This window comes from Pseudomonas frederiksbergensis (assembly GCF_003732275.1).
GTDB lineage: Bacteria > Pseudomonadota > Gammaproteobacteria > Pseudomonadales > Pseudomonadaceae > Aquipseudomonas > Aquipseudomonas frederiksbergensis_H.
On record NZ_MOBM01000006.1, the window covers coordinates 310414 to 325842 of the forward strand.

Sequence of the window (15429 nt, forward strand, 5' to 3'; positions counted from 1 at the left end):
ATTTTGACGCGGCAATCGTCAATAATTTGGCTATATTTTTTCGAAATTAACTTTATGCCAAACTATTGACCTTATGGGAGCCATCCTAAACAATCGCCCCAGTAATGTCACATTGATATTTAAGCGGCGACCTGTCCTACAGCGTGTGATCCAGTTCCGATTTTGAACTTTCCGACATACGGTCATTCCGGTTGCCATCATCCGATGCAGCGCCACGTTCTGCAGTGATTCAAGACAAGAAGTCTCGGGAAATTCCAACTATGCGTTTGCACCTGTTCAAGGTTCTACCCTTCGCCTTTGCCGCCAGCTTTGTTCAGGCGCAAAGCCTTCCGCAGGCCATGCAGCAGGCGCTGGATGTCCATCCGGAAATTCAGGCAGGGGTCAACAGCCGATTGGCCGCGGATTATCAGTTAAAGGCCGCTAAAGGGGGATACCTGCCAAGGGTCGATCTGCTCGGCGGTTATGGTCGCGAAGGCACCGACAGCGTCACCACCCGTGCCGCTGGCAACAACAATCACTGGGAAACGCTGAACCGCAGCGAGTCAAGTTTACGTCTGTCGCAGATGGTTTTTGACGGTTTTGCGACGTCCAGCGAAGTGGGGCGTCAACAAGCCACCGTTAATTCCCGCGCTTATTCCTTGCTGGGCACGTCGGAACGTACCGGGCTGACCGTCGCTCAGGTCTATCTCGACGTGTTGACCCGCCGCGAATTCGTGCGCCTGGCCGAAGACAATCTGAAGAACCACGAACGGATTCTTGACCAGATCAAGTTGCGCACCCAGCGCGGCGTGGGCAGCGGTGCCGACCTTGATCAGGCTGACGCGCGTATGGCCCAGGCCCGCAACAACCTGATCACTGAACAGACCAACCTGGCTGATGCCGAAACCAACTTCCTCAGTGCCGTCGGCCAGATGCCCGATCAACTGGAGCGGCCTGCCGATTTCATGGCGCTGTTGCCGGCCAACCTGAATGAAGCCCGGGCGCAGATGCTGGAAAACAGCCCGATCCTGCGCTCCGCCGAATCCGATATCGCCGCCGCCGAGAAGCAGTACGAAGCCGCCAAGTCGAGCTTCTACCCGCGCTTCGATGCCGAGCTGGGTCGCACCGCCGACAACGATCTCGACGGTCAGAACGGCCACAACAATGAATGGCAGGCCATGTTGCGCATGCGCTTCAATTTGTTCGCCGGTGGCAGCAACAAGGCTGATCTGGAATCCAAGTCCTACCTGTCGAACCAGGCGCTGGATATTCGCAACAACGCCCTGCGCGTATTGAATGAAGAACTGGGCCTGGCCTGGAATGCCCTGAACAACGCCAACGCCCAAGTGCCGATCGCCCAGCAATATGTCGATCGCAGCGCCAGTGTGCGCAGTGCTTATCAGAAGCAGTTCAGCCTCGGCGAACGCACCTTGCTTGACCTGCTCGACAGTGAAAACGAGCTGTTCAGCGCTTCCCGTCGGCTGGCCGAGATCAAAAACATTCAGTTATTTACTCAGTACCGAATCAAGGCGACCATGGGCGAATTGCTCAAAAGTCAGGGCGTGGTCGCTCCTTTGGCATCCGTTGTGCAAAACGACGTGAAGCCTAAGGTTCAGCTGCCCGGGATGAATTGAGTCCTGCCCCATTTCAATCGTTAGCCAAGAGTGTCGAGCGTGGAATCAGAAGTCAGTCGAGTTCAACTCATTCATGATCCGCGCGCGCTGCATGACGATCCGTTACTGGACGGCCTGTTAGCCCTTTGCACTTTGCACCAGAAACCGGCCAGCGCCGCGATGCTGACCACCGGTCTGCCATTGCCCAAACAACGCCTGAGCGTCGAACTGCTGCCCCGCGCGGCCGCTCGCGCCGGGCTGCAAGGGCGGGTGTTGCAACGCAAGCTGGAGCAGATTCCGGCGATTGCCATGCCGGCGCTGTTGCTGCTCAAGGAAGGTCGCAGCGCGGTGCTGCTCGGCTGGCGCGGTGAAGACCAGGCCCGCCTGCTGCTCAGCGAAAGCGATGGTGGCGAGGTCTGTGTCAGCCGTGAATTGCTCGCCGACGATTACAGCGGCAAAGTCTTCTTCGCCCAACCTCAACACAAATTCGACGTCAATCACGGCACGCTGATCCCGCGCGCACGTTCGTGGTTTCGCGACACCCTCAAGCGTTCGCGCTGGCTGTACGTCGACGCCATCGCTGCCAGTTTTCTGATCAACATTATTGCCATGGCCGCGCCGCTGTTCGTGATGAATGTCTACGACCGCGTGGTGCCGAACCAGGCCGAGTCGACTCTTTGGGTTCTGGCCATCGGCATCACGGGCGCTTACCTGTTCGACCTGATCCTTAAGAGCCTGCGCAGCTTGTGCCTGGACCTGGCTGGCAAGAAAACCGACCTGATCATTTCGGCGACGCTGTTCGAGCGCATCGTCGGCATGGCCATGAAGTACCGCCCGGCGCGGGTCGGCAGCTTCGCCCAGAACATCCATGAGTTTCAGAGCCTGCGGGACTTTCTCGCGTCGCTGACCCTCACCAGCCTGATCGACCTGCCGTTTACGCTGCTGATCTTCATGGTCATCGCGATTCTGGGTGGGCATCTGGTGTGGATTCCGGTGTTGGCGTTCCCGATTGCCTTGCTGATCGGTTATGCCTTGCAGAAGCCGCTGGTGGCGACCATGGAACGAACCATGGCCCTGGGCGCCGAGCGCCAGTCGAGCCTGATCGAAACCCTCGCCGGCCTCGATGCGGTGAAGGTCAACAACGCCGAAAGCGAACGCCAGTATCAGTGGGAACAGACCATAGGCACCCTCAGCCGCCTCGAGCTGCGGGTGAAAATGCTGTCCGGTCTGGCGATGAACATCACCTTGCTGATTCAGCAGCTGGCCGGGGTGATCATGATCGTCTTCGGCGTGTACCAGATCATCGACGGCCATCTGAGCATGGGCGGCTTGATCGCGTGCTACATGCTCAGCGGTCGTGCCCTCAGCCCATTGGCTTCGTTGTCCGGTCTGCTGACCCGCTACCAGCAGGCCCGCGTGACCATGACCTCGGTCGATCAGATGATGGAGCTGCCCCAGGAACGCAATTTCGACGAGCGCCCGCTGAGCCGTAAAGTACTGCAAGGCGCCATTGAATGCCGTCAGCTGAGTTTCACTTACCCGAATCAGCAGAACCCCGCGCTGAAGGGCATCAACCTGATCATCAAGCCCGGCGAGAAGATCGGCATCATCGGCCGCAGCGGCTCGGGCAAAAGCTCCCTGGCCAAACTGCTGGTGGGCCTCTATCAACCGGACGACGGCGCGCTGCTGGTGGATGGTGTGGATATCCGTCAGATCGACGTCAGCGAATTGCGCCACAACATCGGCTACGTGCCCCAGGACATCCAATTGCTCGCCGGCACGTTGCGCGACAATTTGGTCTCGGGCGCGCGCTATGTCGAAGACGAACTGGTGCTGCAAGCTGCGGAACTGGCGGGCGTTCACGAGTTCGCCCGTCTGCACCCGCAAGGTTATGAGCTGCAAGTCGGTGAGCGTGGGCAGAATCTGTCCGGCGGTCAGCGTCAGAACGTCGCCCTGGCCCGAGCGCTGCTGCTCAACCCGCCGATCCTGTTGCTGGACGAACCGACCAGCGCCATGGACAACACCGGTGAAGAACGCCTCAAGCAACGCCTCGCTGCAGTGGTTGAAAACAAGACCGTGGTGCTGGTGACGCACCGGGCTTCGCTGTTGTCGCTGGTGGATCGTCTGTTGGTGATCGACCGTGGGCAGATACTCGCCGATGGCCCGAAAGCCGCCGTGATGGAAGCGTTGAAGAAGGGGCAGATCAGTGTTGCTTAAGTCCGGGGTCAAAGATTCCATCCGCCGCTACTTCAAAGGCTCCGCATCGCTGCAAGGCCAGCCCCTTCCCGAGGTCAACAAAGCGCTGATCGAAGACGCCCCGCGCGTGGTGCGATTGACGATCTGGGCGATCATCGGCTTCTTCGTGTTCCTGATGCTCTGGGCCAACTTCGCGGTGATCGATGAAGTCACCAAGGGCGACGGCAAGGCGATTCCGTCGTCGAAGATCCAGAAAATCCAGAACCTTGAGGGTGGCATCGTCTCCGAGTTGTTCGTCACCGAGGGGCAGATCGTCGAGGCCGGCGCGCCGCTGATTCGTCTGGACGACACGCGGTTTGCCTCCAACGTCGGTGAAACCGAGGCCGATCGGCTGTCGATGCTGCTGCGTGTGGAACGCTTGAGCGCCGAGGTCGATGACCGTCCGCTGAACTTCCCCGCCGACGTGCTCAAGGCTGTTCCCGTCCAGGCAGCCAGTGAAGAGTCGCTGTACACCAGTCGTCGTCAGCAATTGCACGATGAAATCGGTGGCTTGAAGGAGCAGTTGATCCAGCGTCAACAAGAGCTGCGCGAGTTCACCTCCAAACAGGCTCAGTACCGCAGTGGTCTGGCCTTGCAGCGTCAGGAAATCAACATGTCCGAGCCGCTGGTGGCTCAGGGCGCGGTATCACCGGTGGAGGTTTTGCGACTCAAGCGTGCCGAGGTCGAAACCCGCGGCCAACTGGACGCCACCACCCTGGCGATCCCGCGCGCCGAATCGGCGATCAAGGAAGTACAACGCAAGATCGACGAGACTCGCGGCAAATTCCGCAGCGAGGCCCTGACCCAACTCAACGAAGCGCGTACCGATCTGAACAAGGCCCAGGCCACTGGCAAGGCCCTGGAAGACCGGGTTAGCCGGACGCTGGTGACATCGCCGGTGCGGGGTATCGTCAACAAGTTGCTGGTGAACACCATCGGCGGCGTGATCCAGCCGGGCAGCGATCTGGTGGAGATCGTGCCACTGGATGACACCTTGCTGGTGGAAGCCAAAATTCGTCCGCAAGACATCGCCTTCCTGCATCCGGGGCAGGAAGCGACGGTGAAATTCACTGCGTACGACTACACCATTTACGGTGGGCTGAAGGCCAAGCTGGAGCAGATCGGCGCCGACACCATCACCGACGAAGACAAGAAGACCACGTACTACATCATCAAGCTGCGCACCGAGCGCAGCCACCTGGGAACGGATGAGAAACCGTTGCTGATCATTCCGGGGATGGTGGCGTCGGTAGATATCATTACCGGCAAGAAGACCGTGCTCAGTTATTTGCTCAAGCCGATTATTCGGGCTCGGGCCGAGGCGTTGCACGAGCGGTAGTTTTTCGGTGCGGCTGATGGCCCTATCGCGAGCAGGCTCGCTCCCACATGATTTGTGTCGATCATAAGACCCCTGTGGGAGCGAGCCTGCTCGCGATGGCGCTTTAAAAGACACCGCACTTCAAATGCCATATCGTTATTCACTAACGGTATTTAAATTTCAATTCTTATACCTATAAAGTCACTCTCCTGCGTACCTGCTGACCAATCGGCGCGCCGCACGACACGAACCAACACGGGACCTCCGTGAGTTTCTGATCGACGCGCGCCCTTGAGCGTGCCGTGCGTGGGAGTGATTTTTATGTCAGCCGTCTCTTTTTCTCCAAAGCCTGCATCAACCAGGGCCACCAGCATCGCGTCGCAAGTCTTCGAAATCCGCCCATTCAGCGGCGCGGTCGGGGCCGAAATCATTGGCCTGGACCTGTCCCGCCCGATCAATGACCAGGACTTCGCCCGCATCCATCGTGCGCACCTGGATCATCATGTGGTGGTGTTCCGCGACCAGCGTATTACCCCCGAACAGCAGATCGCCTTCAGCCGCCGTTTCGGAGTGTTGCAGATTCACGTGCTCAAGCAGTTCCTGCTGGCCGGGCATCCGGAAATCCTCATCGTTTCCAACATCATCGAAAACGGCCAATCCATCGGCCTCGGTGACGCCGGCAAGTTCTGGCACTCGGATCTGTCCTATAAAGAACTGCCGAGCCTGGGCTCGATGCTGCATGCCCAGGAGTTGCCGTCCGAAGGCGGCGACACGCTGTTCGCCGACATGCACAAAGCCTGGGACAGCCTGCCCGAGGCGCTGCGTAAAGCCGTCGAAGGGCGCTCGGCCGCGCATTCCTACACGGCGCGCTACAGCGAGAGCAAATTCGAGGGCAACTGGCGCCCGACCCTGACGCCGGAGCAACTCGCTCAGGTCGCTGAAGTGGTTCACCCCATCGTCCGCACCCACCCGGAAAACGGTCGCAAGGCGTTGTTCGTCAGCGAGGGCTTCACCACCCGCATCGTCGGTTTGCCGCAAGACGAAAGCAAACAATTGCTCGACGAGCTCTACGCCCACAGCGTGCTGCCGCAAAACATTTACCGCCATCAATGGCAGGCCCACGACCTGGTGTTCTGGGACAACCGTTCGCTGATTCACCTCGCCGCCGGATGCCCCAGCCATCTGCGCCGCAAGTTGTATCGCACCACCATCCAGGGCGACGCGCCTTTCTGATTTCGGAGAATTCCCATGTCCAAACGTCTTCCATTTGCACCATTGGCTGCGGCCATTGGCCTGGGTTTCAGCCTGCTCGCCGGTAGCCTGGTAGCGCCGACCGTGGCTCACGCCGAAGGTGAAATCCGTATCGCCGAACAGTTCGGCATCGTGTATCTGCTGCTCAACGTGGTGCGCGATCAGAACCTGATCGAGAAGCACGGCAAGCAGGAAGGCATCGACATCAAGGTCGACTGGACCCAGCTCTCCGGCGGCTCGGCGGTCAATGACGCGTTGCTCTCCGGTTCCATCGACATTGCCGGTGCTGGCGTCGGCCCGCTGCTGACCATTTGGGACCGCACTCACGGCAAACAGAACGTCAAAGCCGTGGCCTCCCTGGGCAACTTCCCTTACTACCTGGTGAGCAATAATCCCAAGGTCAAAACCATCGCCGACTTCACCGAAAAGGACCGCATTGCGGTGCCGGCGGTCGGGGTTTCGGTGCAGTCGCGTTTCCTGCAATACGCGGCGGCCAAGCAATGGGGCGACAAGGAATTCAATCGCCTCGACAAGTACACCATCGCCGTTCCGCACCCGGATGCCACGGCGGCACTGATCGCTGGCGGCACCGAGTTGAGCGGGCACTTCTCCAACCCGCCGTTCCAGGATCAGGCGCTGGAAAACCCCAACGTACATGTGGTGCTGAACACCTATGACCTGCTCGGTCCGAACTCGCCGACCGTGCTGTTCGCCACCGAGAAATTCCGCAACGAGAACCCGAAAACCTACAAAGCCTTCATCGCCGCGCTGACTGAAGCAGCTGAGTTTGCGCAGAACGATAAAGGTGCGGCGGCCGACACTTATATCCGTGTCACCAAGGCCAAAATAGACCGCGCGGCGTTGCTGAAAATCATCGACAACCCGCAGTTCGAATTCAGCATCACACCGAAAAATACCTACCCGCTGGCCGAGTTCCTCTACCGCGTTGGTGCGATCAAAAACAAACCGGATTCGTGGAAGGACTACTTCTTCCAGGACACCCAGCCGCTGCAAGGGAGCTGACCGACATGAACGCCCCTTTGCAAGGCCACACGGTCAGCAAACCGATCGCGGCAGCTCAAGCGCTGCTGTCGGTCGACCAGGTCAGCCTGGAATACCGTACGCCTGCGCGAGTGGTTCGAGCGACCCATCAGGTCAGTTTCGAGATCGATCCGGCGGACCGCTTTGTGCTGCTTGGTCCTTCCGGCTGCGGCAAGTCGACGTTGCTCAAAGCCGTTGCCGGGTTCATTCAGCCCTGTGAGGGCGAGATACGCCTGCAAGGCCAGCGGGTCGATGCGCCGGGACCGGACCGGATCGTGGTGTTCCAGGAGTTCGATCAGCTGCCGCCGTGGAAAACCGTCAAACAGAACGTGATGTTTCCGCTGCTCGCTTCCAGAACCCTCAAACGCAAAGAAGCTGAAGAACGGGCGCTGCACTATCTGGACAAGGTCGGTCTGGCGGCGTTTGCCGATGCCTATCCGCATACCTTGTCTGGCGGCATGAAAGCTCGCGTGGCCATTGCCCGCGCCTTGGCCATGCAACCGAAGATCCTGTTGATGGACGAACCCTTCGCCGCCCTCGACGCGCTGACTCGACGCAAGATGCAGGAGGAGTTGCTGCTGCTCTGGGAAGAGGTGCGCTTCACGCTGCTGTTCGTCACTCACTCCATTGAAGAGGCGTTGGTGGTGGGCAACCGGATTTTGCTGCTGTCGCCCCATCCGGGTCGGGTGCGGGCGGAAGTCCACAGCCATCAATACGACTTACACAGCTTGGGTGGCGTGGCGTTCCAGGAGTCGGCGCGGCGGATTCATCGGCTGTTGTTCGATGAAGGTCAGTCGCCGGAAACCGAGCGTGAGCTGGATTTCGCCGACATTCGCATCGCTTATTGAGCCATTGGAGGATTGCCCGATGAGCCATTCATCATCTGCGCGTAAAGAGTACGAAACTGTTTTGCAGCCGCTGACCAGCGTACCGCTGGAGCGCGAATTGCCGCTCGGCCAGCGCCTCTGGCAGCAGGGCTGGCTGCGCAAAAGCCTGATCCTGATTTTGCTCGCGGTGCTTTGGGAGGCCGTCGCCCGATATCAGAACAACGACCTGCTGCTGCCGAGCTTTTTGCAAACCGCCAGTGCGCTGCAGGATGGCCTGCTCAGTGGCGAGTTGCTGAGCAAGGTGTGGATTTCGCTGGTTGTTTTGCTCAAGGGTTACCTGATTGGCATCGTTCTGGCGTTTGTCCTGACGACCCTGGCGGTGTCGACCCGGTTCGGTCGTGATCTGCTGAGTACGTTGACCTCAATGTTCAACCCATTGCCGGCCATTGCCCTGTTACCACTGGCGCTGCTGTGGTTTGGCCTGGGGCAGAACAGCCTGATTTTTGTATTGGTGCATTCGGTGCTCTGGGCATTGGCCTTGAACACCTATGCCGGGTTTCTTGGCGTTTCGGAAACCTTGCGCATGGCCGGGCGCAATTACGGCCTCAAGGGCATGCGCTTCGTATTGTTCATCCTGATCCCGGCCGCGTTGCCGTCGATTCTTGCCGGGCTGAAAATCGGCTGGGCCTTCGCCTGGCGTACGCTGATCGCTGCTGAGTTGGTGTTTGGCGCTACCAGCGGCAAGGGTGGTTTGGGTTGGTACATTTTTCAGAATCGTAATGAGCTGTACACCGATAAGGTGTTTGCCGGGTTGGCGGTGGTGATTCTGATTGGGTTGCTGGTGGAGAATCTGGTGTTTGATACGTTGGAGCGGGTGACGGTGAAGCGGTGGGGGATGCAGCGGTGAGGGAGATCTCACCGCGCTGATTTTTGAAAGGTGAATTAACTTTCCCTGCGAATGATTGTGACGAGATTATCCTCCTTGGTTCGTATCTTGGTATGGGTGTCAGATATAGAACGCCGAGGCTCGTAGGGCTGATTGAAGACTGGAGGCCGAGAAGAATTATTACCCCGAACAGGCGGAGACTCACTTGTACTTGCTCCGAGCTTGAGTTGTTCTCCGGGGTTGTTTTTTTTTGAGGGAAAAGGGGGATATCGATTTGGATGGAAGACGTGATTAGGCGGTAGTTTATGTATCACTTTGGGAGGCGGAGGACCGAGCTTTTTTATAACATCAGGATCGAATAATAAATTGTCAGCAAAAGCCTTTTTCGCACTCTGTACGGCACCTAAAACCTGCGACACACCACTGCTGATGCTGGTCGCAGTCTTGTTGACCACCCGAGTAGCGACTGCTCCTACTCTTTCCGTCAGTTGCACTATGCCGCGCGAGAGCGCCCATATCGAATGTCCTGTTGGATCTGAATTCATGACCGGCTCGCCACCGCAATACATATATGCATTCAACCCGCCCTCTCCAAACGGACTTAAACTGTCAGGGCTATGAAACCGCATCAGTCGCGGGTTGTAAGCTCGGTAACCATTCCCAAGCAAGTACCAGCCGATTTTGGCTTCGCGAAGCTGGCCATTGAAACCCAATTGCGTCACGACTTCCTGCTGCGCAGATTGTTCGCCGTAGGCGGTATAACCAATGGCGTTAGTCTTGCCATCGACGATCTCGGCAATGATTGATTGACTGCTGGTGGTCGCCAGCAGAACCACGCGTTGCTGGTTTGGGTTCTCTTGAACTTGCGTCACCTTTGCGCTCCGCAGGAATTGGACCAAAGAGAAAATGGCCTTCAGTTTTACGCGCTAGGCACGAAGTTGGGAACTATCAGAACTGCTAGGTTTGCAGTGCGACCTGTCTGGTCTGGCCTCTTCGCTGGCAAGCCAGCTCCTGCAATGATTTGCAGTCAACCCAGAACTCTGATTTGCACCCCAAAAGTTGGGCCATCCGGCTTGACGCTCACCCCCGCTGTCATAGACTCCGCTCATCCGTCAGGGAGTTACGGTTATGCGGCGTGTTCGTATTTTGGTTATTGGATTGACCTTTGTGACGTGCGTAGTACAGGCGCAGACGCCTGCGCCAGACGATCCGTTGCTGGAAAACAGCGCGGTCGGCGGTAATGCGTCGGCCAGTAGTGAGGCCCGTGGTGTGCTGCGAGCCCGGGATCAGGCGGTGCTGGCCAGCGAGTTGTCGGGGCGGATTGTCGAGTTGCCATTCAGTGAGGGCGAGTCGTTCAAAAAGGGCGACACCCTGGCGCGGTTTGACTGTTCGGCTTATCAGGCTCAGCTCAACGCGGCTCAGGCCGCCAGCCGTGGTGCCGGTGAAGAGCTGGCGCACAACAAACAACTGGCGGCGTTGAATTCGGTCGGGCGCTTTGAAGTAGCGCGGGCCGAGGCCAAGGTCAGCGAGACTCAGGCGCAGTCTCAGGTTTATCAGGTTCAGGTCAAACGCTGCAATGTGGTGGCGCCGTTCGATGGTCAGGTCGTCGAGCGCAAGGTCAAACGTTACGAAAGCGTTGCCGCCGGTGCGCCGTTACTGGACGTGGTCGATAACCGCACTCTGGAAATACACCTGTTGGTACCGTCGCGCTGGATGGGCAAGCTCAAGCCCGGCCAGACGTTCAGTTTTGTCCCTGATGAAACCGGTCAGCCGCTGGATGCGACGGTCAAACGCCTGGGTGCGCGAATCGACGAAGGCAGCCAGACCTTGCTGTTGGTGGCGGCGCTGCCCAACGCCAACGGTCTGTTGGCCGGCATGAGCGGAACGGCGCATTTCGCGGAGCTCAAATGAACGCGCCGGTGACAGGTGGCGCCGAGCAGGTGTTTGCAAGGTTTCTCGACCTCGAACGCCAGACCCGCGCCGCGCGCACGCCTTCGCAACTGGCTTACAGCCTGGTCAATGACGGTCAGGCGCTGTTCGGTTTCCGCCATGCCGCGCTGTTGATCGCCGGCAAGGTGCAGGCGGTGACCGGTGTCAGTGCCGTGGAACCGAATGCGCCGTTCGTGGCGTTTGTCGAGCAAGCAGTCGCGCAGCTGTTCAAGCTTGAGGTGCTGAAACAGGCGCGGGTGATCACACCCGATCTTCTCAGTGAATCGATTCTGGCCGACTGGCAAAGTCTGTCAGCCGCTCAGGTGTTCTGGCTGCCGCTGATCGATCATCAAGGCGAGGTGTTCGGCGGCCTATGGCTGGCGCGGGATGTGCCGTGGAACCCTTCCGAACAAGTGCTGCTGTCGCAACTGGGCGACACCTACAGCCATGCCTGGCTCGCGCAGCAACCACGCAAACCCTGGCGACTGCGCTGGACGCGCAAGCGTCAGGTGGCGCTGGTTGCCGTGTTGTTGCTCGGGTTGCTGATCCCGGTGCGCCAATCGGTGCTGGCACCGGCCGAAGTCGTCCCATTGGGCGGTCGGGTGGTCGCTGCGCCGCTGGACGGGGTGATCGCCGAGTTTCTGGTCAAACCCAACCAGACGGTGAAAACCGGCGACCTGCTGCTGCGCTTCGAAAGCACCACGCTCAAGGCTCAGGCCGATGTGGCCGAGCGCGCCCTGGGCGTTGCCGAAGCGGAACTCAAGGCCAACTCCCAACGCTCCTTCGCCGATGCCGAATCCAGTTCGAAAATCGATCTGCTGGCGGCGCGAGTAGAGCAGAAACGCGCCGAACGGGATTACGCCCGTGAACTGCTCAAACGCAGCGAAGTACGCGCCGAGCGGGACGGCATCGCGGTGTTCGCCGACGCCGAACGCTGGACCGGCAAACCCGTGCAAACCGGCGAACGGCTGATGGAAATCGCCGACCCGAACCAGGCTGAGTTGCGCATTGAATTGGCCGTGGGCGATGCGATTGCCCTGGAACCGGGGGCGCAGGTCGCGCTGTTTCTCGACAGCGATCCGCTGCAGCGGCATTTGGCCAAACTCGAACGTTCGGCTTACGAAGCGCAGCCCACCGCTGCCGGACAATTGGCTTATCGACTGGATGCAACGTTCGACGCTGCGCCGCCACGTATCGGCCTGCGCGGCACCGCGAAAGTCTTCGGCGACCGTGCGCCACTGGCGTTGTATCTGTTGCGTCGACCGCTGGCCGGGTTGCGTCAGAGTGTGGGCCTCTAGATGAGCCTGCCAAGCTTGCGGGCAGACCTGCAATTGTCGGCGGCGGCCCCGGCCCTCGACGGGTCGCCGCGCTGGACCCTGGCCGACCCGGTGCGTGGGCGTTATTTCAAACTCGGTGCGGCGGCGATGCGCCTGCTGCGCCATTGGTCCCTGGGCGATCCGGAGCAAGTGCTGCGTGCCGCCAACCGCGAACCGGGGTTGCCGCTGGATGGCGCGGCGCTTGAGCAATTGCTGGAGTTTTTGCGTGGCCACGACCTGATCAGCGCCCTCGACCCGTCGCAGCGCGCCAGTTACAGCCTGAAGGCCGCAGCTCAGCGCCAGAGCCTGTGGCAAATCCTGCTGCATCAATACCTGTTTTTCCGGATTCCGTTGTGGCGCCCGGACGCCTTTCTCAATCGCGCCTGGCCGTGGCTGGAGCGTTTCGGCCCGCGCGCATTGCGCTACGGATTGCCCGCGACGCTGGGGCTTGGGGTGTTTCTGGTGTCGCGGGACTGGCAGCGGTTTATCGCGACCTTTCCGCACCTGTTCAGCCTCGGCGGTGCGCTGGCGTTCGGCGTGGCGCTGTTTTTCGCCAAGCTTTGCCACGAGTTCGGCCACGCCTTCATGGCCAAGCGCGCCGGTTGTCGGGTGCAGAGCATGGGCGTGGCGTTCATGGTGCTGCTGCCGATGTTTTACACGGACGTCAGCGACGCCTGGCGCGTCAATGATCGACGTGCGCGGTTGCTGATCGGTGCCGGCGGGGTGTTGGCGGAACTGGTGTTGGCGTGTGTCGCGCTGCTCGCCTGGTCACTGCTGCCTGACGGCCCCGGACGCACGGCGGCGTTCATGCTCGCCAGCGCGACCTGGATCACCACGCTGGTGATCAACCTCAATCCTTTCATGCGTTTCGATGGTTACTTCTTGCTCAGTGATTTCTGGGAAGTGGACAACCTTCAAGGGCGGGCCTTTGCCTTGTGCCGCTGGCGGCTGCGCGAGTTTTTGTTCGGTTACGCAGCCCCGGCGCCGGAGCCGTGGTCGCCGAAGATGCAGCGGCGTTTGTTGATCTGGGGGTATGGCGCTTGGTTGTGGCGCGCGGCGCTGTTTTTCGGGATTGCACTGGCGGTTTATCACCTGTTCTTCAAGGTGTTGGGAATCTTCCTGATGCTGGTGGAACTGGTGTGGTTCATCTTCCTGCCGATCCTGAGCGAGTGGCGGCAATGGTGGAGCCGTCGCGAACAGGCGCATGCGCCTCGGGTACTGCTCAGCGGTCTGGCGTTGCTTGGGCTGTTGTTGCTGCTGGCGTTGCCATGGCGCAGCGCGGTGGAGTTGCCGACGATGCTTGAGGCCGGACGCGCCAGCGCCCTGCACGCGCCGGTGGCGGCGCGGGTCAAAACGGTGAATGTGCATGACGGCCAGATCGTTGCTCAAGGTGAGGTGCTGATCGAGCTGGAATCACCGGATCTGGACTCACGCCAGGCTATTGTCCGTCGCGAAATCCAGATTCAGCAGTTGCAAATGCGCCGTCAGGCCGGTCGCAGCGAAACCGCCGCCGATGCCGGTATCGTCGAACAGCGCCTGGCGGAAGCGGTGGCTGAATATCGGGGCCTGGCCGCCCAGCGTGAACGTCTGCTGCTGCGCGCGCCCCACGGCGGCAAGGTGCGCGATCTGTTGCCGCAGTTGACGGTTGGCCGCTGGCTTTCGACCAAAGATCCTTTGGCCCGGGTGGTCGAAGACGGCGCGCGGTTGCGCGGTTATCTGGCCGAAGCCGAACTCTGGCGTGTCGCCCCGGGTGCCAGCGGACGATTCATCGCCGATGACCCGATGCACCCGGCGATCAAGGTGCAATTGAGTGAAATCGATACCAATGGCGTGGCTTATGTCGATCAGGAAGCGCTGACCTCCGATCACCACGGCCCGATTGCCGTGCGGCGTGATCAACATCAGCGCGCCGAGCCGGTGCAGGCGCAGTACGGCGCGCGGTTGAGCATCCTCGAAAATACGCCGACACCGATGCAACCCTTGCGCGGCATTGTGGTGTTGCAGGGCAGCGGCGAGTCGTTGCTGGGCGTTGCCTGGCGGCGCTTGGCGGCTTTAGGGGTCAGGGAAAGCGGTTTCTAAGGGAGAGCAGCGATGGCGAAAACCGATTCAGTGGCAGCGGACGGCTTGGTGGTCAGGCCTTCGCGGACCAGCGATGGACCTTTTCTGCACAGCCTTTACCAAGCGGCGCGGCCGGATCTGCAATGGATCGACGGTGAGCAGGAGGTGGTCGAGCAGGTGGTTGCCCAGCAATTCAACGTGCAGGAACAAGGGCTGGGGGAGAACTTCCCCAACGCCATGCATTACGTGATCGAGAAACTCGACACGGCCATCGGCGCGTTGACCACCGACTTCGGCCCCAATGAAATTCGCGTGCTGTACCTGGCATTCATTCCACAGGCCCGAGGCAAGGGGTACGGTCGAACGGTGCTGCAAGGCGTGCAAAAAGCCGCGCAGCAAATCCGTTGCCCGGTGGCGACGGTGGTCTGGGCCAACAATCCCCATGCACGCCAACATTACCTGGCGCTGGGGTTTCAGGTTGAAGAGCGCAACCCGGCGGCGGAGCGGTTGGTGTGGTATCCGAAGGGTTGAATACATACCGCCCCTTGTGGGAGCGAGCCTGCTCGCGAAAGGGCCATCACTTTCAAAATCATTATTGAATGACCCACCGCTATCGCGAGCAGGCTCGCTCCCACATTGAGATCCATGTTCAGTTGAAGGCGATGTAAAAGTACCCCAGTTGCGGATCACGCCCCATGGCGGGCACTCGGGAGACAAAAATATCTTCTACCTGGCCCAGCTCCGGCAATTCCAGCGCGCACAAGCCATCGACAAAGTCGGTGGGTTGCAGGCTGTTGAGCTCGACGCTGAACGGCATACGCTCGCTGTTTGGCATTTGTGAGCGGGGCGTTTCTTCAAGGGTATCGATATGGATCGGCAATTCACTGCCATCGGGCAGCAACAGCGTCCCCGTCTTGCCCAGCAGTGCCTGAAAGTGTTGGCTTTGAACCTGTTGCAGCATGGCATCACTCCATAA

At 59.8% G+C, this 15429-nt stretch carries 13 protein-coding genes; 11 read left to right on the forward strand and 2 right to left on the reverse strand.

What is annotated here, in order from left to right:
• Positions 1-260: 260 nt before the first annotated feature.
• From BK662_RS05205 to BK662_RS05235, 7 genes are all read left to right on the forward strand, one after another.
• Positions 261-1613 (forward strand): TolC family outer membrane protein, encoded by a 1353-nt coding sequence (locus BK662_RS05205; protein ID WP_123357195.1) that lies wholly within the window; start codon positions 261-263, stop codon positions 1611-1613.
• 39 nt (positions 1614-1652) lie between these two features.
• Positions 1653-3809: a type I secretion system permease/ATPase gene (locus BK662_RS05210; protein ID WP_123357196.1), complete on the forward strand. Its 2157-nt coding sequence runs from the start codon at positions 1653-1655 to the stop codon at positions 3807-3809.
• Positions 3799-5166 carry an HlyD family type I secretion periplasmic adaptor subunit gene (locus BK662_RS05215; protein ID WP_123357197.1) on the forward strand — a complete coding sequence of 456 codons (1368 nt, stop codon included), beginning with the start codon at positions 3799-3801 and terminating at the stop codon, positions 5164-5166. The genes BK662_RS05210 and BK662_RS05215 overlap by 11 nt, the downstream gene beginning before the upstream one ends.
• Positions 5167-5466: 300 nt before the next feature.
• A complete protein-coding gene (locus tag BK662_RS05220; RefSeq protein ID WP_123357198.1) occupies positions 5467-6378 on the forward strand; it encodes a TauD/TfdA dioxygenase family protein in 912 nt (303 codons plus the stop codon).
• Positions 6379-6393: 15 nt separating this feature from the next.
• Positions 6394-7419 (forward strand): ABC transporter substrate-binding protein, encoded by a 1026-nt coding sequence (locus BK662_RS05225; RefSeq protein WP_123357199.1) that lies wholly within the window; start codon positions 6394-6396, stop codon positions 7417-7419.
• Positions 7420-7424: 5 nt separating this feature from the next.
• A complete protein-coding gene (locus BK662_RS05230) occupies positions 7425-8285 on the forward strand; it encodes an ABC transporter ATP-binding protein (protein WP_123357200.1) in 861 nt (286 codons plus the stop codon).
• A gap of 19 nt (positions 8286-8304) precedes the next feature.
• Positions 8305-9171 (forward strand): ABC transporter permease, encoded by an 867-nt coding sequence (locus tag BK662_RS05235; RefSeq protein ID WP_123357201.1) that lies wholly within the window; start codon positions 8305-8307, stop codon positions 9169-9171.
• Positions 9172-9206: 35 nt separating this feature from the next.
• Here BK662_RS05235 and BK662_RS05240 read toward each other — a convergent pair whose 3' ends face one another.
• Positions 9207-10022, reverse strand: a complete 816-nt coding sequence (locus tag BK662_RS05240; protein ID WP_259695878.1) for an RHS repeat-associated core domain-containing protein — start codon at positions 10020-10022, stop codon at positions 9207-9209.
• Positions 10023-10278: 256 nt separating this feature from the next.
• Here BK662_RS05240 and BK662_RS05245 point away from each other — a divergent pair, with 256 nt between their 5' ends.
• From BK662_RS05245 to BK662_RS05260, 4 genes are read left to right on the forward strand one after another with little or no spacing between them, the layout of a single operon-like run.
• On the forward strand, positions 10279-11061 hold the full coding sequence (locus tag BK662_RS05245) for an efflux RND transporter periplasmic adaptor subunit (protein WP_123357203.1): 783 nt from the start codon (positions 10279-10281) through the stop codon (positions 11059-11061).
• Positions 11058-12377 carry an efflux RND transporter periplasmic adaptor subunit gene (locus tag BK662_RS05250; RefSeq protein WP_123357204.1) on the forward strand — a complete coding sequence of 440 codons (1320 nt, stop codon included), beginning with the start codon at positions 11058-11060 and terminating at the stop codon, positions 12375-12377. The genes BK662_RS05245 and BK662_RS05250 overlap by 4 nt, the downstream gene beginning before the upstream one ends.
• Entirely contained in the window at positions 12378-14474 is a 2097-nt protein-coding gene (locus BK662_RS05255) for a site-2 protease family protein (RefSeq protein WP_123357205.1), read from the forward strand.
• A 12-nt stretch (positions 14475-14486) separates the two neighbouring features.
• Positions 14487-14984 (forward strand): GNAT family N-acetyltransferase, encoded by a 498-nt coding sequence (locus BK662_RS05260; RefSeq protein WP_123357206.1) that lies wholly within the window; start codon positions 14487-14489, stop codon positions 14982-14984.
• 118 nt (positions 14985-15102) lie between these two features.
• Here BK662_RS05260 and BK662_RS05265 read toward each other — a convergent pair whose 3' ends face one another.
• Positions 15103-15414, reverse strand: a complete 312-nt coding sequence (locus BK662_RS05265; RefSeq protein WP_123357207.1) for a DUF6916 family protein — start codon at positions 15412-15414, stop codon at positions 15103-15105.
• Between the last annotated feature and the right edge of the window lie 15 nt (positions 15415-15429).